The 20,795-nt window shown below is 58.7% G+C and carries 18 protein-coding genes; 15 read left to right on the top strand and 3 right to left on the bottom strand.

The genetic code is table 11. The features are described 5' to 3' along the window. Positions 1–42: 42 nt before the first annotated feature. From G5S37_RS07255 to G5S37_RS07245, 3 genes are read left to right on the top strand one after another with little or no spacing between them, the layout of a single operon-like run. Positions 43–318, top strand: a complete 276-nt coding sequence (locus G5S37_RS07255; RefSeq protein WP_165202236.1) for a hypothetical protein — start codon at positions 43–45, stop codon at positions 316–318. Continuing rightward, complete coding sequence (gene modB, locus G5S37_RS07250) at positions 315–986, top strand: molybdate ABC transporter permease subunit (protein ID WP_165202234.1); 672 nt, start codon at positions 315–317, stop codon at positions 984–986. The genes G5S37_RS07255 and modB overlap by 4 nt, the downstream gene beginning before the upstream one ends. Next, positions 983–1,639: an ATP-binding cassette domain-containing protein gene (locus G5S37_RS07245; protein ID WP_240914829.1), complete on the top strand. Its 657-nt coding sequence runs from the start codon at positions 983–985 to the stop codon at positions 1,637–1,639. Before modB ends, G5S37_RS07245 begins: the two co-directional genes overlap by 4 nt. A 189-nt stretch (positions 1,640–1,828) precedes the next feature. On the opposite strand, the gene G5S37_RS07240 is transcribed toward G5S37_RS07245, so the two are convergent. After that, positions 1,829–3,733 (bottom strand): AsmA-like C-terminal region-containing protein, encoded by a 1,905-nt coding sequence (locus G5S37_RS07240; protein WP_165202232.1) that lies wholly within the window; start codon positions 3,731–3,733, stop codon positions 1,829–1,831. A 228-nt stretch (positions 3,734–3,961) separates the two neighbouring features. Between G5S37_RS07240 and G5S37_RS07235 the strand changes: the two genes are divergently transcribed. From G5S37_RS07235 to G5S37_RS07195, 9 genes are all read left to right on the top strand, one after another. Next, positions 3,962–4,804 (top strand): phosphate ABC transporter substrate-binding protein, encoded by an 843-nt coding sequence (locus tag G5S37_RS07235; protein WP_240914828.1) that lies wholly within the window; start codon positions 3,962–3,964, stop codon positions 4,802–4,804. Between the two features lie 116 nt (positions 4,805–4,920). Next, on the top strand, positions 4,921–5,820 hold the full coding sequence (pstC, locus tag G5S37_RS07230) for a phosphate ABC transporter permease subunit PstC (protein WP_165202228.1): 900 nt from the start codon (positions 4,921–4,923) through the stop codon (positions 5,818–5,820). Further along, the gene (pstA, locus tag G5S37_RS07225; RefSeq protein WP_165202226.1) at positions 5,810–6,664 is read left to right on the top strand and encodes a phosphate ABC transporter permease PstA; all 855 of its coding nucleotides are present in this window, start codon (positions 5,810–5,812) and stop codon (positions 6,662–6,664) included. Before pstC ends, pstA begins: the two co-directional genes overlap by 11 nt. Continuing rightward, positions 6,657–7,427, top strand: a complete 771-nt coding sequence (locus G5S37_RS07220) for an ATP-binding cassette domain-containing protein (RefSeq protein ID WP_165202224.1) — start codon at positions 6,657–6,659, stop codon at positions 7,425–7,427. The genes pstA and G5S37_RS07220 overlap by 8 nt, the downstream gene beginning before the upstream one ends. 252 nt (positions 7,428–7,679) lie before the next feature. Further along, a complete protein-coding gene (locus G5S37_RS07215) occupies positions 7,680–8,969 on the top strand; it encodes a hypothetical protein (protein WP_165202222.1) in 1,290 nt (429 codons plus the stop codon). A gap of 87 nt (positions 8,970–9,056) precedes the next feature. After that, positions 9,057–9,959 (top strand): metal ABC transporter substrate-binding protein, encoded by a 903-nt coding sequence (locus G5S37_RS07210; RefSeq protein ID WP_165202220.1) that lies wholly within the window; start codon positions 9,057–9,059, stop codon positions 9,957–9,959. A 160-nt stretch (positions 9,960–10,119) separates the two neighbouring features. Further along, complete coding sequence (locus G5S37_RS07205) at positions 10,120–10,542, top strand: hypothetical protein (protein WP_165202218.1); 423 nt, start codon at positions 10,120–10,122, stop codon at positions 10,540–10,542. Positions 10,543–10,552: 10 nt separating this feature from the next. Then, the gene (locus tag G5S37_RS07200) at positions 10,553–11,335 is read left to right on the top strand and encodes a metal ABC transporter ATP-binding protein (protein ID WP_165202216.1); all 783 of its coding nucleotides are present in this window, start codon (positions 10,553–10,555) and stop codon (positions 11,333–11,335) included. Continuing rightward, on the top strand, positions 11,332–12,183 hold the full coding sequence (locus G5S37_RS07195; protein WP_165202214.1) for a metal ABC transporter permease: 852 nt from the start codon (positions 11,332–11,334) through the stop codon (positions 12,181–12,183). The genes G5S37_RS07200 and G5S37_RS07195 overlap by 4 nt, the downstream gene beginning before the upstream one ends. A 517-nt stretch (positions 12,184–12,700) precedes the next feature. Here G5S37_RS07195 and G5S37_RS07190 read toward each other — a convergent pair. Then, positions 12,701–14,206 carry a TIGR04222 domain-containing membrane protein gene (locus G5S37_RS07190; RefSeq protein ID WP_165202212.1) on the bottom strand — a complete coding sequence of 502 codons (1,506 nt, stop codon included), beginning with the start codon at positions 14,204–14,206 and terminating at the stop codon, positions 12,701–12,703. Positions 14,207–14,312: 106 nt separating this feature from the next. Then, the gene (locus tag G5S37_RS07185) at positions 14,313–15,935 is read right to left on the bottom strand and encodes an arylsulfatase (RefSeq protein ID WP_165202210.1); all 1,623 of its coding nucleotides are present in this window, start codon (positions 15,933–15,935) and stop codon (positions 14,313–14,315) included. A gap of 219 nt (positions 15,936–16,154) precedes the next feature. Between G5S37_RS07185 and G5S37_RS07180 the strand changes: the two genes are divergently transcribed. From G5S37_RS07180 to G5S37_RS07170, 3 genes are all read left to right on the top strand, one after another. Further along, positions 16,155–17,231, top strand: coding sequence for an ABC transporter ATP-binding protein (locus G5S37_RS07180; RefSeq protein ID WP_165202208.1), 1,077 nt, complete (start codon positions 16,155–16,157; stop codon positions 17,229–17,231). Positions 17,232–17,681: 450 nt separating this feature from the next. Next, complete coding sequence (locus G5S37_RS07175) at positions 17,682–18,800, top strand: hypothetical protein (RefSeq protein WP_165202206.1); 1,119 nt, start codon at positions 17,682–17,684, stop codon at positions 18,798–18,800. A 612-nt stretch (positions 18,801–19,412) separates the two neighbouring features. After that, entirely contained in the window at positions 19,413–20,591 is a 1,179-nt protein-coding gene (locus G5S37_RS07170) for a hypothetical protein (protein ID WP_165202204.1), read from the top strand. Positions 20,592–20,795: the final 204 nt, after the last annotated feature.

Here is a 20,795-nt window from a genome sequence, read left to right as displayed (position 1 = left end):
GATGCACCTCATGTTGGATGCCAGTCCAGCGGGAACCCACGCATGCAGCCGGAAGAATACTCCACGTACGAAGCGATGAAGCTCAGGGGCGATGCCCCTGAGACCATCTGCTTTGCGATGCGTGCCAAAGGTCATGAATTCTCGGCTTGTATTATTCTCCTCAGACAGCTCTTTCCCCTCAGCCTGATGCAAGCGAAGGAAGTCTTCGTCCGCACTGACGGATTTAAAAGCCTCAGCGACTATCAAGAGTCACTTCTTCCGGACATAGAGTGGGCACTCAACGCGCTGGAGAGATCTGCGAATAAGGATCAAAAATGACCGCCGAAGAATGGCAGACGATTTGGCTCACTACCTGGGTATCCGCCCTGAGTGTGCTGCTGATCCTGCCACCCGGCGTGGCCATCGCCTGGCTGCTGGCGCGGAAGGAGTGGCCAGGCAAGTCTCTCGTGGAGACCTTCGTGGCGCTGCCCCTCGTACTGCCGCCGGTGGCCACGGGTCTCATTCTGTTGAAGCTCCTTGGTCGCCGCGGCCCCATCGGAGGCTGGCTGCATGAGAGCTTCAACGTGGACATCGTTTTCACCTGGAAGGCCGTGCTCATCGCGCTTGGTGTGATGTCCTTCCCTCTCCTCGTGCGCTCCATGCGCACCGCAATTGAAGAAGTGCCGGTACGACTGGAAGGCATCGCACGCACACTGGGCGCAAGTCCATGGCGCGTCTTCTGGACCGTCACCCTTCCTCTCGCACGGCGTGGGCTCGCCGCGGGCGTGGTTCTGGCGTTTGCGAGAGCACTCGGTGAGTTCGGCGCCACCATCATGGTGGCTGGTTTCATTCAGGGCGAAACGTCCACCCTCTCCCTCGCCATCTACCAACATGTGCAGACTGGTCATGACAGCGAAGCGATGAAGCTGCTGGTGGTCGCCGTCATCATGGCCTTCATAGCCCTGTGGATCAGCGAAACGCTTTCACGCAGGAGGCGCGTACCATGACGCTGAAGCTGCAGCTTGAGAATGTGAGCCTGCCACTGGCGGAGTTCACACTTGGCGTGAATCTCACCCTTACCGCACCGGTGACTGGCATCCGTGGTCCGTCAGGCGCAGGGAAGACCTCGCTCATCGAAATCATCGCCGGCCTGCGCCGCCCTGCCTCCGGTCGCATCGTGCTGAATGACCACGTGCTCTGCGACACCGCTGACAAGGTGAATCTCGCACCCGAGCATCGCCGTGTGGGTTACGTGCCGCAGGACCTTGCGCTCTTCCCGCATCTCAGCACACGCTCGAATCTCTACTACGGTCATCGTCCCAACGGCTCCACCACGAGCCACGCGGATCACATCATCGATCTACTGGAGATCCGCCCTCTCCTCACTCGTCGCGTGCACAACCTCTCCGGTGGTGAGAAACAACGCGTGGCCCTCGGCCGCGCCCTCCTCGCCTCACCGCAGATCCTGCTGCTCGATGAACCGCTCTCCAGCCTCGATGATCGCCTGAAGGAAAAGATCCTCCCCTACCTGCTCAGCATTCGTGAGGATCTGCACCTTCCCATGATCTACGTGACCCACTCGCAGAAAGAACTCCAGACCATCTGCGACGAAGTCCTCACCGTGGAAGAAGGACGCGTGATGAAGGGAGCATCGGAATAGCCGCAAAAGAACGCAAAGAGCGCAAAAAAGAGAACCAAGAGGATGCATCAGGGCAGGGCTCACGCTGCCAGCTTCTTGCTTCGGTCGAGCCACCACGTCACAGCGGCCACCTCAGTAAACTTTTGTGTTCTTTGCGTTCTTTTGCGGCCATTCCGATCTCGTTCCATCTCCCCAGACATCGCATCACCTTCACTCCCTCTTCCGGAACAAATTCAACGCACGAAATGGCAGCTTTACCCCTTCCTTCACCACGGAGCCCGTGACCTTCGTTGCTCCTTTGATCGTACCGCGCGCCACATCCACCGTGCCTTCCACCACGTTGCCGACCAACCCATCGCCCGCAGGCTTCACGCGGATGTCATCCAGTGGACCGCTCACTTCCATTTCCATCAATCGGCTGATGGGCGCGGTGACGACCCCACCCACTCCTCGCAGTCTTCCCTGAGCCTTGCCTGATATGGTGTGATTTACCAAATCCACGCTGCCTGCGCCCGTCACCGTGATAGAACCCCCGCTGGCCTGGAAACTGGAGAAGTTCAACACGCCCTGCTTGCTGGTGAACTGCCCGCGCATCTCACCATTGCCATCCTCCTTCTTCAATCCGGGTATGAGCGCAGCAAACAATGTATAGGTCGCATCCAGCAACGGCACGTGCATCGTCGGTGCATTCTCAATCTGAATCGAGCCTGACCCCGTGAGGTGCTCAGGTTCGACCGCGAAGTCACCTTTGTAGTTCAGCGAGGCCAGCGCCTTCCCAAAGGAAGAACCACTCTCCCCCATCCAGGGGCTCAACTCTGCCATGCGCGCGTTCTGCACCGAGATCGAAGCATCACGCAACACCTTGCCGTCGTGTCTGCCCTGGAGTGAAACCGAACCACCCAATACCTTCGCGGTGACATCCGCGAACTTCCACGCTCCACCGGTGTAGGACACATCTCCCTTCAACTGATTCACGAGGAGTTCATGTCCTTCCACCTTCACACTCAGTTCCAGAGGCGACCGCAGACGCAGAGACTCCATGGCCCAGGTGCCCTCGGCAGTCTTCCACACGAGGTTCTTCATCACCATGTCGGGATATTCACGCACATGCACCTCCTTGGGCAATTGTGCATTCATCGCGGGGAAGTTTCCCATGAACTCCAGCATGTTCGCCTTTCCCTGCATCTCCTCCACCGTCACCACGTCTTCCTTCCCGCGGTATGTGCCTTTGCATTGATTGGTGCGTCCCCCGGAGTCGGCAATCTTCCCCGTGAAAACCATCGGCGCGTCTCTCCAGCTCTTGAGGCTCAAGTCCAGATCTGTCGTGCCCTTAGGAAAGGCGATGTTGCAGGTACCCGTGAATCCGTCCTGGGACATCGCGGTCTTCATCACGGCCTTTCGCATGGGCACGCCCTGCCACACCACGTGCTCACCTTCACCGGTCAGATCCGCACTCCAGGCCATGGGCGTGACCCTCGCATCGAAGGATACCTTGCCACTGATCAAGAACGTCCCCGCGTCCTTCTTGAAGTCCAGCGCATCAAGGATGGACCGCATGGGGTCGAGATCCATCTCCAGCGATCCCGGCTTCTCCCCTCCCTTCTCGTCCGTATTCAGATGCAACTCACCGGACAAGGCGAACAGGCGGGGGCCATGTTTCAGATCCAGTTTGGTGTATTCAATGACCCCGTCCTTTACCACCGCGTCCACCGTCACGTGCTCCAGCGTCACCTTTCCCTTCGGATCATGCAGTTCCAGCGTGGCATCGTGCACTTTCCACCGGCTGATGAACTCCCGATTCTGCGCCATCTCCTGCCAGGGAAGTTCGACGTCCAACGTGCTGAGGGAAATGATGGGCTTGGTACGCGCCTCATCATGATACAGCGCCATGTTCTCCAGCCCTAGGCCGCGCCATGGCACCCATGAGCTTGAGGTGTAACTCAGGTACAGACTCCTCTCCGCGAGGCGGCTGTTCAACGTGCGCACCGCGTTCGCCGTGGCCCATTCGTAGCCCCCCCATAGTCCCCCGCCCAGCAGAAGCACAAACACCAGCAGCACCCAGGGCCAGCGACGGCGTCTCGGGCGGCTGTTAGCCTCTGCATTCTCGTTTTTCATGGCGCACCCAATCGATTGATACGCAAGCCGGAGCGGCTACGGGGGTGAGATTCGCAAAATACTCCGCAGCCATCCCATGATGCACCTGCAGCCCCACTCCCGTCAACGCTATCTCAACCACGGGTTCGCAAAAATCTCCCCACCTCACTCCGTGCCTGCCCGGGAAACATTTGCCGTAAACGGCATATTTCACTTGCGCCAGCCCGATGCATGCCTAGATGCGCATGCATGAAGATGCACATTCTCGCCTTGCTGGCACTCGCTGGGCTTCCCCTTCTCACAGCCCATGCAGAAACCCTCAAGATCAATGGCTCCACTACCGTGAACCTTCCCGCCGCGGAAGCTTCCGAGATTCTGCGTTCGGAAAAGAAGATGGACATCCAGATTGATACCCAGGGCGGCAGCGCCGGTGGCATCTCCATGCTGGGTGAAGGACTGGTGCAGATTGGCATGATCTCCAAGCACGTAAGTGACGACGACCGCGCCAAGTTCCCCAAGGTGACCTTCAAGGAAATCCAGGTGGGCGAAGATGCCGTGGCCCTCATCGTTTCCAAGGACGTGTGGGATGGTGGCGTGAAGTCCATCACCAAACAGCAGGCGGCCGACATCTACGAAGGCAAGATCAAGAACTGGAAAGACCTCGGTGGACCCGACAAGCGCATTGCCTTCTTCAACAAGGAGCCCGGACGCGGCACCTGGGAAGTCTTCGTGCACTGGGTATACGGCAGCCCCAAGAAGGCTCCGCAGGTGAGCTTCCCTGAAGTGGGCGGTAATGAAGAGACCCGCAACAAGGTGGCCTCCACCAAGGGCGCTCTCAGCCAGCTCTCCTCCTCCTGGGCCGATGGCAAGACCGTCTTCGCCCTGAGCATCAAGACGGCAGACGGCAAGGAAATCTCCCCTGCCAACGAGAACATCGCCAATCGCACCTACCCCCTGAGCCGTCCTCTCTTCCTCCTCACGAATGGCGAACCCACCGGCGACACAAAGACCTTCGTGGACTTCATGCTCACTGAGCGTGGTCAGGACCTGGTGAAGAAGCACGGCTACATGAAGCTCTCCGACCTGAAGTAAGCCTGCCACTCCTCCGTCCTCCACGGGGAATCCACTGATACATCTCACGCCGTCATCGCGTTGAAACTTGCGATGACGGCGTTCTTGCGCATATACGCATCGTTCAATTCTTAGTAATGGTCAGTCGCTGGAGTTTCACCAAAATATCGACCTTCTTTTTCTCGCTCATCGCGGCCGGGATCATGGTGGCCATGTTGGTGCTGCTTATTGTGCAGAGCATTCCCGTGTGGAAGCACGAGGGCTGGGGCTTCCTGACTGGGACGAAGTGGTTCATGCGCACGCATGAGTTCGGCGCGGCACCCATGATTCTTGGCACAGTGCTGGTGTCCTTCACAGCCCTGCTGCTCGCGGGCCCGGTTGGCATCGGCGCAGCTATATTTACCTCGGAGTTCTTACCCTCGCGACTTCGGCTGACGGTGAAGATTATCATTGAGCTTCTCGCCGGTGTGCCTGCGGTGGTCTATGGCCTGCTGGGCATTCTCTTCCTGCGGAACTGGATCTACGACCTGCTCACGCCCTTTGACCCGCTGAGTGGCGACACCCTGCTCACTGGCGCGGTACTACTCGCGGTGATGATTCTACCCACTGTGATGACCCTGGCAGATGATGCCCTGCGCAGCGTGCCATCGGCGCAGCGCACCGCAGCGCGTGGCTTGGGTCTCAATCCCACGGAGGTCGTCCTGCATGTCAGCCTGCCTCAAAGCGCCCGGGGATTGCTCGCTGCACTGCTTCTTGGTCTTGGTCGCGCGCTAGGGGAAGCCATTGCTGTGTTCCTCGTCGTGGGTCGTCAGGACAATCAGTGGCCGGAGAAGCTTCTTTCCATCAATCCGCTCATTGAGTCCGGCCAGACCATCACCACGAAACTCGCCAGCTCCGAGACGAACATCGCCTATGGTGACCCCATCCACTGGGGCGCCATCTGCGGGCTCGCGCTGATTCTCATGTTGATGGTGGCGGGCATCACGCTCGCCAGCGCCTCGCTCCAATTCTTCTCCCGCAACCGCCATGCGTCGTAAGCTGGTGCATCATCTCTTCCGTGGCATCACCGCGCTCTGCGCGTTGCTGGCGTGTGGCATTCTCGCGTGGTTGGTGTGGGCCATCGCGCGACGTGGATTGCCGGCCATCTCGTGGCACTTCTTCACCGAGCAGATCAAGCTCGTGGGCGCGAGCGGCGGCATCTTCTTCAACATCATCGGCACCGGCATTCTCCTGCTGACTGCGCTCATCGCCACGCTGCCCGTGGCCATCTCGCTCGCGCTGCTGCATGGCGTCTATCTGCGGGATGGAACACGCAAGCGCGCGCTGGAGACCATGCTCTATGTGCTCAATGGCATGCCCTCCATCGTATGCGGCATCTTCGGCTTCATCGTGTTTGTAAATTACTTCGGCTGGGGCAAGTCGTGGCTCAGCGGCGGCCTCCTGCTGGCCATCATCATGCTGCCCACCGTGACCGTCGCTCTCATGGAGCGCATGGCCACACTACCTAGCAAGTATGTGGAAGCCGCCACCGGCCTGGGCATGCGGCAATCACAGATCATCTGGTCCGTTATTCTGCCGCAAACGATGAGCGGCATCATCACCGGCTCGCTGCTGGGTCTGGCGCGCATCGCGGGTGAGATCGCGCCCATCATGTTCACGGCGACCATCTTTGCAGGCGCGTCCCTTCCAAAGGGCATCAAGGAAAGCCCCGTGCTCAGCCTGCCTTATCACATCTTCATTCTCGTGCAGGATTCGTTCGATCCCGGTGTGGCGGAAAAAATCTGGGGCACCGCCCTGGTGATGCTCGGCCTGGTATTCACCCTGAGCCTCATTGCCCTGCCCGCCCGCCTGAAGATTCACGAAGAAGCGCATCATGGCTGATTCCGCCCCCATCCTGCAGATCCAACAACTCACGGTCACCGCAGGCGCTCGCACGCTGGTGCGTGAGGCCACCCTCACGATACCGACAAAGAAAGTCTTCGGATTCATCGGGCCCTCCGGCGCAGGGAAAAGCACGCTGCTCAAGTCCATCAATCGCCTCGTCGAGCTCACGCCAAACCTCCGCGTGATCGGCCAGATTCTTTTCCACGGCAAGCCCGTGTATGGCAGCGGCACCGACCCGGATGCTCTGCGCGCGCGCATCGGTATTCTCTTCCAGCAGCCCGTGGTGTTTCCGAAGAGCATCTATCAAAACGTCATCTTCGGCGTGAAGCACCTCGGGGAAATCCCCCGTCGCGAGTGGCCCGAGGCCGCCGAACGCGCCCTGCGTGAAACCGCTCTCTGGAACGAGGTGAAAGACCGCCTGAAGCAGCCTGCCCTGCGCCTCTCCGTGGGCCAGCAGCAGCGCCTCTGCCTCGCCCGTGCGCTCGCGAGCAAGCCCGAAGTCGTCCTCATGGACGAGCCCACCAGCGCCCTCGATCCGAAGAGCACCGAGGCAATCGAGGAACTGATGCTTCGTCTCAGGGAACATCACACCCTCGTGGTCGTGACCCACAATATCCGCCAGGCCCGCAAAGTCGCCGATGAACTCGCCTTCGTCGGAGTGCGCGAAGGCGTGGGCCAGGTCCTGTGCTCCGGCACCGCCGAAGAAGTGCTAGGCAGCACCAACGTAAGCGAGCTCGAAGACTTCCTGTGCTGCCAGTAGCGACACCTCCAGTCAGGTGAAACGCAAAGCAGCGAAGCAGCAAAGAGCTTCATTGAGGGAGGCCATTGGGGGCTCCGATTGTCCGCGCGACTGCCCAACAAGGGGGCTCATCCCCTGGTTCTTGGAGTTCTTTGCTGCTTTCGCTGCTTTGCGTTTCACCTCACCTCGCCCATTAAACGCAATTTCATTGCAAAAGCAGTTGATCGGCGAATGCGACCCGATTACGTTAATCTAGCACTCCCAAGCAACCTCATGAAGCTCTCCCGCCTCTCTCTGTTTTGCTTTACCTCCGCCCTCGGAGCCTCTTCCCTGACTGCTGGCACCACCACTTCTTCCAGCACAACAGACTCAACCACAACTTCTTCCGTTTCCACCACCGAGCCCAACTGGCTCACCGGTGAAAATGTCAGCCTCGGCGGCATCCTCTTCCCCCACTTCCATTTCCAAAGCGTCTACGGCGGGACCACTGCGGACGATGTCGAGCATTTCGGCGCGGGTCATCACGACCCGGTGTCGGACGGCTGGACCATCCAGGGCTTCGAGTTCGGTGGCTCGCTGCGGCCGGTCGAGTGGTTTGAGGCCTACGGCACCTACCACCTTTTCCAGGATGCCCATACCCGCGACTGGGACGGTGAATTCGAAGAGTGGTTTGGCAAAATCAAGAACATCCCCGGCGGCTTCGAAGTCCGCGGTGGCCGGTATCTCAATCGCTTCGGTTTTCACAACCAGACACACACCCACGGCTGGGACTTTGTGGACAACAATCTCGTGAATGGCCGCTTCCTCGGCGATGACGGGCTCTACACCATCGGCGGCGAGGTCACCTGGACCTTGCCGGTGAGCTGGACCTCCCTGATCAGTGTGAGCGTGGGTGCAGTGCCCGAGCATGAGCATGACCACGAGCATGAAGGGCACGAGCACGAAGAGACCTCCTTTGAATCCGAGGGCGCACTCTTCAATGACACCGTCGTCGTGGCGAACTGGACGAACAACTGGGACTACAATGACTTCCACCAGTTCCGCTTCGGCGCGAGCGGTGCGTGGGGTGACAATGAATTCTCCAAGACCTCCCAGGTCTACGGCCTGCACGTCGAGTACCAGTGGCGCGAGAACGGCTACGAAACCGGCGGCAGCTACTTCCGCTGGCGCACGGAGGGCATGCTCCGCCACTTCGATGCCAGTACCAGTGCTGAACACGATCACCACGAGCATGAGGAAGAGCATGCCGAACATCAGGAGCACGAGGAGGAACACCACGCCGAGTCCGGCAGTTTCACCGAGTTCGGCATCTACAGCGCCCTTGCGTATGGTCTGAACAACGGCCTCGAGTTCGGCCTGCGCGGTGAATACGTCGAAGGAGTCGCCGATGCCGGACTGGATGAGCGTTTCCGTGTGAGTCCGTCCGTGACCTATTATTTGAATCCCCAGCGCACCCTCTACCTGCGCACCCAGTACAATTATGACCACTCCAGTGACTTCGGCGATGAGCACAGCGTCTGGGCTCAGGTCGGCCTCAACTGGGGTGGCCCCGAAGTCCGCTGACACCTCCGAGCCGCTCACCACGTTTCACGCGTAGCCTTTTATTCAGTCCCACTGATCCATCGCATTCCTTCCCTGCCTTCGTCCGCTATGAAAACTCCGCTTAAACTCGCCGCTGCCCTGCTGGCTGTGATGTTCACCGCCAGCGCCTCCGCCCAACTCAAGGTGGCCGCCCTGCATCCACTGCTGGGTGACCTCGCCCGCCAGGTCGGCGGAGACAAGGTGGAGGTCGTTGACCTCCTCAAGCCCGGTGGTGATGCCCACCACTTCGAACCCACCACGAAAGACTTCGCCGCAATGAAGGGAGTGAAGATCATCTTCGCCAGCGGCAAGAAGCTGGAAGCCTATCTGCCCAAGATCGCGGACACCTTCGCCGGCAGCGCGGAGGTCGTGGAAGTGGGCCGCACCATTCCCAGCATTAAGATCGAGGCAGGAAGTGAAGTCTTCATGTGCTGCCCCGCGCACACTGCGGGCGGCATCGACCCCCACTGGTGGCACAGCGCGGACAACATGCGCCGCGCTGCCCGCGTGATGGCCGACTCCATGAGCAAGGCCGACCCCGCCAACGCCGCCACTTACAAGGCAAACGCAGAGGCCGTGGACCAGAAACTCGCCGCGCTGAAGAGCTGGGCGCAGGAGCAGATCTCAGCCATCCCCCGCAGCGACCGCAAGCTCGTGACCTCGCACGCGTCCTTCAGCTACTTCTGCAAGGAGTATGGCTTTAAGACCATCCCACTCCTCGGCATCTCGCGTGAAGATGAAGCTTCGCTCAAGTATGTGGCGGACACCATCAAGCTCATCAAGGAGCATCACATCCGTGCCGTGTTTGCCGATGACCAGATGAACCCCAAGGTGCTCACGGAAATCGTCCGCGAGACCGGTGTGAAGGTGGGCAAGCCGCTGGTGGCGGATGGCACTTCCACCGCTGCACATACTTTTGAAACCATGCTGAAGCACAATGTAACGGCCATCGTCGAGGCGTTGAAGCCCTGATGACTTGAATGAATTCCCCTTCAAAAGGTAGAGCACACCCCTTGGGCGGATTGCCGGAAACGGCAATCCGCCTGCTGTGCCTTGACGCCCGCCGGATCGCGTCTAACGCCTAACCCAATCTCACCTCACTCCCCTTGTGCGCGGCTTTCCTCCCCTTCACGTGTTCATCTTCGTAGTGGCCTTTGCGCTACTCGCCATCCCGCTTGCACGCCTGACCTTTGCGAGGGTGGATGAAAAGCCGGTCCATACTACCTCCAAGGTCGAGATGGCAGCCTCAGAAAAAGTGCCCACTTTCATTCGAGTACGACTGGCCCATGTGCCCACCTCCTTGTCCCTCAAGGTGGATGGTCACGAATTGCTCGCTGCAGAGCAACAGAAGCCCAAGGAAACGGACATCTCGTTCAACACGGAAATCGCGATTCCCGCCGATGGGCTCGAGATCCTCGCCACCGCGACCTGGCCCGAGGGAACACCGGACACCGCTCTCACCCTCGATCTGGAACCCAGCGAAAAAGAAAACCGCAGCCTGACGAACTGGTCCGCCGGCAATCAACTTTCCGCAGCCTACACCTTCCACTGGTAGGCGACCTACGATGCACACTCACACGCATAGCCACGAGCACAATCACGAGCATGTCTGCTGGGGTCATAGCACCCACAGCACGTCGCATCATCATCGGCTGGAAGTTTCTAATCTCGCCGTGAGCTACCGCGACATCCAGGCGTTGCTGGGCATCAACTTCCGCACGGAATGCAGCCGCAGCATGGCGCTCATTGGCCCCAATGGCGCGGGGAAGAGCACCCTGCTCAAGTCCCTCGCCGGCTTGGTGCGACCTGACCAGGGGACCATCCTCTGGCGAGGCAAGGCGCTCGTCAGCAGCAGCCATGAGATCGCCTACCTGCCCCAGCGTGGCGCCGTGGATTGGAACTTCCCCATCACCGTGCGCGGCCTCGTGGAAATGGGCCGCTATCCGAACCTCGGCCTCTGGAAGCGCTACTCGAAGCACGATGAAGAAATCGTGGAGCGCGCCCTCACCGCCATGAACCTGCTTGACCTGCAGAAGCGGCAAATCAACGCGCTGAGCGGCGGTCAGCAGCAGCGCACCTTCATCGCCCGTGCGCTGGCACAAGAAGCGCACGTGCTCCTGCTCGACGAACCTTTCACCGGACTCGACAAGCCGGCACAGGAAGCCCTTTCACAACTTTTCCGCGAACTCACCAAGGAAGGCCGCCTGCTCATTGCGAGCCATCACGATCTGCAAACTGTCTCTTCCATCTTCGATGACGTGCTGTTGCTGAAACGCCAGCAGGTCGCCTTTGGTCCGGTGAAGGAAGTCTTCACGGAAGAATCCATCAAATCCGCTTACGCATCATGACTGATTTCTGGGACTATATGAGCGGCGTTGGAGTGCGCCGCGCGCTGATGGCATGTGTACTCTTTGGTTTTGCCAACGGATTCATGAGTGGATTCGTGGTGATGCGGAAGTCCGCCTTGAAGATGGGCACGCTGTCCCATGGCCTGCTGCCGGGCATCGCACTCGCGGTGCTCTTCATGGGTCTCACCCAATGGACCGCCCTTGCCGGCGCCATCATCGCCGCGCTGTTCATTGGAATGGGTTCGCTCTTCATGTCGCGCACCTCACGGCTCGATCAGGATACCTCCATGGCCATCCTGTACACCTCGGCCTTCGCAGGTGGATACATTCTCCTGCAGAGTCTCGGCATGACCCAGAAGCTCAGTGAGTGGCTTTTCGGCAGCATCACGGGCATGACGGACGCGGACCTGTGGATCGCCTTCGGCATTGCTGCAACGTCGGTAATCACACTCACCGTGCTGCAGCGCCCGCTGCTCATCTACCTCTTCGAGCCCAATGTCGCCGCCAGTCTCGGCGTGCCCGTGCGCGCACTGAACTACACCCTCTTCGGCATCATGATCCTCATGCTGCTGTCTTCCCTGCAGGCGGTGGGTTGCATCCTGAGCCTGGGCCTCATGGTCACCCCGGGTGCCACCATGTATCTCTGCTCGGACAACGCCCGCACCATCTTCCTGGGCGGCGGCATTCTCGGAGCCCTGGGTGCTACGGGTGCGTTCTTCCTCACCTACCTGCTCGGCTGGAACAGCGGCTCCACCATTGTGCTGGTGCTCGGCGTCATGTTTGGTGTGGCGTATGTGTTCAGCCCGAAATATGGACTGTTTGCGAAGCACCGGCAGGTGGTGAATTGAATTGATGTAGGAGGCTTCTGGAGAAGCCTTCTACATTCACTTGAGCCCACTCCATCCTTCCCCGATGGTACGTGGTCATGACCGAGCTTTCGGAGTTCTCACTTGGCCCTTCGTCGAGCGCTGTGCAGAAGTGGTTCGGCAACAACTCTCAACTATTCAGGGACGGCAAACCCATCCCCTTTCATCTTGAGGGAAGTGTGCTCCGGCATCAGTTTCATACCACGCAGGGGTACCTCTTCATTACCGACTACGACTGTCCTTTTGAGGAGATTACCCACATCACTCTGTGCTCTCACGACTTTCACCTCCTTTCTCGCCGCTCGTTTGTAGGGCTCTTCAATTCGTACTCTCTTGATCGAATGGAGTGCCTGGACCAAGAGCGTCTGCTCCTGGACTTTGGTCCAAAGCACCGATGGCTCCTGAGCCTCCGTCCGCAGGGCTTTCCCTACCTTCGTTCAAGAATCCAGCTATCGCGTGTGCGAGGCAAGGCATCTGACTTCGTCCCTGATGTGGTGGCTTAATCCCCACCGCCACACCCACCGCATCCGCCTCCGCCGCAGCCACCACCACCACACCCACTGCTGCCACAGCCGGAACCGCAACCACCTGAGGAGGTGTTGTTGTTTCGCTGCAACGCCGTGTGGAGCTCGTAGTAGCCGGGCCAATTCATCCCCGGTACACCCACCAAGGCCACAGCAAGTGGCACGGCGAGAGGATCCGGTTGTGGCTCGTAGGGATGCTTCAGCTTTTCCTTCATGGCCCTCTCCAGCGGCTTGAAGCGCTGCCACATCGCTTCGCCATCAGCCGTGCGACGTCGCACGGTGGTCAGGCGGACAATGGTGACCATCAGGGTCACCGCGAGCGACATGATGAGGAAGTCCACCGGAGCGCCACGCCCCAAGCCCACGAAGAGCTTGATGACACCCGTCACCCCCAAGGCCACGAACGGCAGCGCGGCGAGCAGCACGAGCCCTGCATACTGCCCATTGGAGACCACCAGCCCCTTCTCCACAAGCCGATCACGGAGTTGTTCCATGGAAGGCCGCAGCACCTTGCGCACATCCTTCACATTAGCCTCACCTGAGCCTGGCATGGCGCAATACACCGCGAACTCCACATCACTCGTGATGGGCTGGGAGGGATCCTCCAGGCGTTGCAGCCCGGACTCTCCTTTCTTCTCGTTGGAGACCTTTACCAGACCGCGCCCATGAAGCGAGGCCAGCGCGGCATCTACTACCCGTACGCCGCCTCCACCAAGGTAGGCAATCTCATACGGGTCCGTGAGCATCTCATCGGAAGGCCGAGCCCTGCCGCGTGCCATCTTCACCAGCAGTAGCGAGGTGACAAAGGCAGCGATGAACGCCGTCCAGTAAAACCCGAGAAACGCCTTCCCACGCCAGTCGAAGACATTCATCGACTCCGTGCAGCTCGCCACCAGGATGGTCATCAACACCACGCCCAGCATCGCAGCCGCGCGCATGGGTCGCAGCCTCGCCACGAAGCGCGGCTTCGGCAGCAGCCAGTGGCGCGTCATGTCCACCCAGCGTCCGTCATGTGGCCCGAAGCGCTTTTCCACCGGGGGCCAGATGTCCTCCGGTGGAGCGTGGCCGAACCAGCGCCCGTAGCTTTGCAGCGTACGATCGTACTGGTCGCGGAACTTCGCGCCTTCATCGAGCCCGCCAGCGGTGGGCTCGTGGTGCAGCGGTCGGCCCAGCACCTTGCCACACAGCTCCTCCCAGTAGGAGCGGGTGTACACCAGGTGCAGGTGCCATGCCTGGTCGACTTCCTCTGAAGGAGTGACCGGATGCCCCGCCTTCATGGCGAGGAAGAGGAACCGGAGATACTCCGAGCACACGCGCTGCGCGTACACCCGGCTCCAACCGTTTTCCCTGGCCAACCGTGCGGAGAAATCCTGCACGGCGTCCCGCCGGTTTAGCGGGAAGGTTTCCAACTTCTGCCAGAGTTCTGCTTCCGCAGCCGGCGCCCTGCCGCTGCCCTTCTTTGTTTCTACTTCGTTATTCAACGAGGGCACAGTATCGCCCGAAACCCCACCCTGGCAATGGGTCCATGGAGCAAATCAGGTGACAACCTCGTCACAATTCCCCGCTGGAGGGCCGAAACAGGCCGATTTACACTGATTTCTTTGCGGGGGTTTTCTGTTTGTTGGCCTTGGCAGGTGGAGTGAAGGGCTTGGTTCCCGATTGGATGTCCGGGTCCACCGTGTTCTTCTGCGGGGCGCCAGGCGTGCTGCGGCCATCCGCCACCTGCTTTTCCAAGAGCTTCGTCAGCTTCGCGACGATGTCGGGATGCTGCGCCTCCACGTTGTTCTTCTCGCCCACATCCGTGCTCACGTCGAAGAGCTGGATGCGCGGCGCGTCCTTCGGCTCCTTGCCGGGGCGCGGCTCACTCCAACCCGCGGATCCAGGTGCGAGACAAAGCTTCAAGTTCCCCTGCCGGATGGAAAACGATCCGTGAATGGAGTGGTGTACGATGGTGTCACGCACCGGTTCCTTGCCACCCTTCAGTGCAGGCATCAGGCTCACGCTGTCCTCCGCGGCATTGTCCGGCAGTTTCACGCCCAACGCGTCCGCACAGGTGGCCATGAAATCGAGCAGGCATACCGGCTGGTCATACACACCGCCGCCCTTCACCACGGCAGGCCACTGAACCAGGAAGGGGACGCGGTGCCCGCCATCGTAGATATCCGCCTTCGTACCGCGATAAGTGGCGCTCGGGTTGTGCCCCTTGGCCAGCAGCGTGGGATAGTCTGCGCTGGGGGAGCAGCCGTTGTCACTGGTGACAATCACCATGGTATTTTCCATCACACCCTGTTGCTTCAGCGCATTCACCACCTGGCCGATGGCGTCATCCGTTTCCATCACGAAATCCGCATACAGATTCAGTCCGCTCTTCCCCTGCCACTCCTTGGAGGGAAGGATGGGGGTGTGGGGTGAATTCAGCGGCAGGTAGAGGAAGAAGGGCTTGCTCTCCTTGTCAGCTTCGGCAGCAGCAGCCGATTTCTCGATGAACTGCACCGCCTTCCTGGTGATCGTCGGGAGCACGTCCTCGCCTTTGAAACCGGGAGCGCCGGGTCCCTCGCGCGTGTAGGTCTGCTCCGCACCGCCCTTGTTCATCGCGAGCTTCATCATTTCCGTGGGCACGGCAGTCACGCGATCATTCTCGATGAAGCAGTATGGCACCATGTCCAGCGAGGCGCTGATGCCATAGTAGTAGTCGAAGCCCACACTGGTCGGCCCGTTCTTGATGGGTTGGGCGTAGTCTACACTGTTCACCTGCTCCACCGACTCGATCTTGAGTTCGCTGACATCCTTCCCCGGCAAGACCACCCAATCCATCCCGAGGTGCCACTTGCCGATGCACGCCGTCTGGTACCCCTGATCGCGCAGGAACGAAGCCACGGTCATGCGGTCCTGCTCGATGAGTCGCGGACTCAGTCCACCCAGCACCCCGTTCTGCAGCTTGGATCGCCAGTTGTACCGACCAGTCATCACCCCATAACGCGTGGGGGAACAGACCGCAGAACTGGAGTGCGCATCGGTGAACTTCATCCCGCGCTCCGCGATGGCGTCCATGTGCGGCGTGGCAATCTTCCCCTCGCGGTTGTAGCACTTCACATCGCCGGTGCCGAGGTCATCGCAAAGGATGAAGACTACATTGGGTCTGGCAGCCGCCTGCGCATGAAAAGTCATGCTGAAGGCCGCTAACAACGTGAGAACAAGGCGCGTGATCATGGCGTGAGGAATGGGGCGAACTGAGACGAGAACGTGCGCGCGTGGGAACGAGCGGGAAGCCGCCCAATTTTCACCAATCATCCCGCAGGGCGCCACGGCAGCCTCCCAATCGGGGACTGAAGCCCCATGCAGTCAGCCAAGCCCCGAACCCATACGAAAGGGGCTGAAAACCAAGGCGCTGCTTGCCACGCCGCACTCCACCCGCTACAACAGCCGTGCATGGTCAGCATCAGCATCCGGCACCTGACGAAGAAGTTCGGCTCCACCTTGGCGCTGAATGACGTGTCGCTCGACATCCCCCGCGGCGAACTCTTCTTCCTGCTGGGACCCAGCGGTTGCGGGAAGACCACCCTGCTGCGCCACATCGCCGGCTTCCACACGCCGGACAAGGGGCAGGTCCTCTTCGATGGCGAGGACGTAAGCCACGTGCCACCGCACAAACGCGGCGCCGCCATGATGTTCCAGAGCTATGCCCTCTGGCCGCACATGACCGTGGCGGAGAATGTCGCCTTCGGCCTGGAGGAACGGAAGCGTCCCAAGGAGGAAATCGACGACCGCGTGGAGGAGGCCCTGGAGCTCGTGAAGATGGATGGCCTGGAGCAGCGCCGCATCCAGCAACTCAGCGGCGGCCAGCAGCAGCGCGTAGCCCTGGCGCGCGCGCTCGTGGTACGCCCCAGTGTGCTGATGCTCGATGAACCCCTCTCCAACCTCGATGCGAAGCTGCGTATCGAAATGCGCTCGGAGATCCGCCGCATCTGCAAGGAATTTGGCCTCACCGCCATCTACGTGACTCACGATCAAAAGGAAGCGCTGAGCATGGCTGACCGCATCGCCATCCTGGATGCAGGCAAGGTCGCTCAAGTGGGCACGCCCATGACCGTGTACCGCCATCCGGTGAGCCCCATGGTCGCGAGCTTCATTGGCGAGACAAACCTCATCGAAGGCGTGGTGAAGCAGGCCAGCTACCGCGACGGTCTCTGGGACGTGCAGACTTCCTGCGGTCTTCTCCGTGGCAGGTCCGGCTCGGAATGGACACCCGTGGCCGGCCAGCCCGTGATGCTCAGCATCCGCCCAGAGGCACTCACGCTGCAATCCCTGCGCGACACACCGAACAAATTCTACGGAAACATCATCGAGACCACCTACCTCGGCGATCAAGTGCAGTACGAGTTCGCCCTGCGCGACGGCACCCCGCTCCGTGTGGCTGAGATGAATCCCGACTCCATCCTTGAGCCCGGTGCGGAGGAGATTCAGATCATGGCGAGCACGGAGGATGTGCTGCTACTCAGGCGGTGAGACAAAGTAGAAGGTTTCTCCAGAAGCCTTTCTGAGCGGAGGGAATAGCCGCAAAAGAACGCAAGGAACACAAAGGAGTTTGGCGCTGGGTGTGGCGGCAGGGCGGAGACGTTCAAAGGCTTCTGGAGAAGCCTTCCACTTTCTACGCCTCTCACGTTTCCTTCATCTGGAGCTGACGTCGGGCACAGCCTGTCTGGTGTCGGCGGTTTCGACGAGTCCCTCTCCTGGCAATCTGACGACCGGGCATCCCTTCTGCGCTCAACAGAGCAATGTTTCCATGGCAGCAGGCATCCCCTTCATACCACTTCCAAGCAAATATTTATTTTATGGACGGTGTACTAGAACGGTTCAAAACGACGAACCTTGACTTTACACTTCAAGGAACCCGCGGTTTTGCTATGCAAATAGTGAAGCATTGACGAATTAAAGGCCTTCAACCTTCCTACTACCATGCCAGAAAATGTTTCTCTTCTCCTTGTAGGCGGCAACCATACCGATACGACACTGGTACAGCATCTCCACCAGACGATGATAGACCTTCATGAAAAAGGAGTGCCTGTTGTTCTTGCAGTGGAAAATTCCAAGGGAGTGGACGTGGACCGGATGATCCGCTTTGCGGCGCAACATGCTGCTGAATTACAGGTCATTGCCGAAGGACCAATTGAGGGCAAGACGGTGGGGGAACGTGTCATCGAAAAGGCCAAAGAAATGGGTGTGGAACTGAAAGACCCGAAGCCTTACTTCCCTCGGGTGTTGGACTTCAACGAATCCAATTTTGACCCTAGAATCTTTCCGAAAGAGATCATTGATCGCGCTCCGACTTACCAAGCGCAGTGTGAACTCTACAAGTTCGCCAAAGAGCAAGGTATCACCCTGGAAGGGATTGACCGCACACCGGAACACATCAAGGAACTGAGGGAAAAGGGGCTCAACCTGGACGGCTACGATGCCCTCGAAAACCTCGAACCTTTTCGTATTGAAACCATGTCAAACAACCTGGTTGACCTCACGGAGAGGATGTCGAACGGCAACGGTGGTGTCATCCTCACACCGGACTTGGGAGCGGGCCACGTAGCCTCGCTTAAGACAGCCTTGGATGAAAAGGTCCAAAACCCCAAGGTAAGCGTGCAAGCCATCTCTTCCCAGCAGGAAGGACTCGGCACACAATCGATAGAATGGGCGATGAAATCGAGCGCCCGCTCCATCCGTGATATGGCTGGTACTTACGAAGGGTTGGAAATTAATTCAAAGGGATGCTTGATGACAGAGGAATACTTGAAGAATTTGTCGAAGCAGACCATCATCAACATTGAAGGACACAAGATCCCCATCATACCGAGCAACGATATCCACTCCCACCTCGGCACCTTGCTGAAGGATAAGCTTACTCTACAACAAGAGAATGTCAGGCAGGTGGATGATCATCAATCCGGGACGAAAGTTGAAGTCAAAGATGACAGCAATCATGGATTTCGGCCCGGATCGGTTGGATCCGAGATCATGGCGAAGGGTGGCGTTGTCCGCACTCAAACTGGGGAAAAGGAGCGCCAAGGGCATGGGTACTACTAGTGAGAACATCCATGCCATTGATGGCCGTTCCTTGATCCCGCATTTGGTTGCCTATCAAGCAATAAAAGCAGCCTGCCTCCGACATGCATCACTGCAAAGTCGGAATACACCCACAGGAAAAAATGCCCCCGATCAAGGATTTGGACCCGCTGAAGTCCCGTGGTGCAAGCTTCATTGGTGAGATGAACCTCATTGATAAGCCGTGCGTGGATGGAACGAGATGACCGCCATCGCCGATCACAGCGGGCTCGTAAAACACCGCGGAGTCGCAATACACCACACATCCGTCCCTCCTGGCAATCTGACGACCGGGCAACCCCTCTGCGTTCAACAGAATCATGCGGGCACGCCGCGCCAAGGACACCTCCACGTGTATGACGACGCAAGATGGCTCCCAAACTCAAGCGGCCAGACTTGCTCACACGTAACGCTTCCAAAGTCAGCAGGCATCTCCCTTCACGTCACTTCCAAACATATATTTATTTTATGGACGATGCATCAAAATGGAGCAAAACGACGAACCTTGGACTTTCTACTTCAAGGACCATGTGGTTTCGTTATACAAACAGTGAAACCCTGACGAATTAAAAGCGTTTCAGCCTTTCTACTACCATGCCAGATGACGTCTCTCTTCTCCTTGTAGGCGGCAACCATACCGATACCACACTGGTACAGCAGCTCCACCAGACGATGATAGACCTTCATGAAAAGGGAGTGCCTGTTGTCCTTGCAGTGGAAAACTCCAAGGGAGTGGACGTGGACCGGATGATCCGCTTTACAGCGCAACAGGCTGCTGAATTGCAGGTCATTGCCGAAGGACCGATAGAGGGCAAGACGGTGGGGGAACGTGTCATCGAAAAGGCCAAAGAAATGGGTGTGGAACTGAAAGATCCGAAGCCTTACTTCCCTCATGTGGTGGACTACAACCAATCCACTTTTGACACCGATCACGGTCTGGATGATTTCATTGCTCGCGTTCCGACCTACAAAGCGCAGTGTGATCTCTACAAGTTCGCCAAAGAGAAAGGCATCCCCCTGGAAGGGATTGACCGCACTCAGGAAGAGGTCCAGAACCTGGAGAAAACGGGGCTGAATATGGGACGCTACGATTATCTCACCACCCTCGAACCTTTTCGCATTGAAACCATGTCGAATAACCTGGTTGGCCTCATGGAAAGGATGTCGGAAAAGGGCACCGGTGGTGTCATCCTCACACCCGACTTGGGAGCGGGTCACGTGGCCTCACTCAAGACAGCCTTGGATGAAAAAGTCGCGCGTTCTCAGACCCTCCAAGACACCAATGTAAGCGTGAAAGCCATCTCTTCCCAGCAGGAAGGACTCAACCCAAGTCAGGTAGAACAGACGATGAAATCGAGCGCCTTTTCCATCGCTCAGATGGATGAGCTTTACTCAAGGGTGGATATCCACCCGAAGGGATACTTGACGAAATTGGCGGAGAAGACCATCACCAACGTTGAAGAACACAGCATTCCCATCGTACCGAGCAACAATATCAACTCGCACCTCGGCAACTTGCTGAAGGATAAACTTACTCTACAACAGGAGAATGTCGGGCAGTTGGAAGGTCATTCATCCGGGACGAACGTTAGGGTCGAAGATGACAACAATCCTGGATTCCGGCCCGGATCGGTTGGATCCGAGATCCTGGCCAGGGGTAGCCTTGCCCGCGCGCGAAGAATGTTTCCCAACTCAGAACTCAAACCTGACGAGATTGTCAAACTTGATCAAGCGGGGGAAAAGGCGCGCGAACGGCGTGGGTACCACCGCTGAGAACATCCATGTCATTGATGGCTGTTCCTTGATCCCGCAATTGATTACCTATCATCAAGCAACAAAAGCAGCCTGCCGCCGACATGCATCAATGCGGAGTCACCAGGAGTGTCATTAGAGTGCATCCTGAGGCGGACCGGGGCACCCGAGAGATTCCTTTGGCCGTCGGGATGTGGGTTTGGTAACTCAGCTCACCGGCCGCTT

The sequence above is a fragment of the Roseimicrobium sp. ORNL1 genome, assembly GCF_011044495.1.
Taxonomy (GTDB): Bacteria; Verrucomicrobiota; Verrucomicrobiia; order Verrucomicrobiales; family Verrucomicrobiaceae; genus Roseimicrobium.
This window is presented reverse-complemented; position numbering and strand designations above follow the sequence as displayed.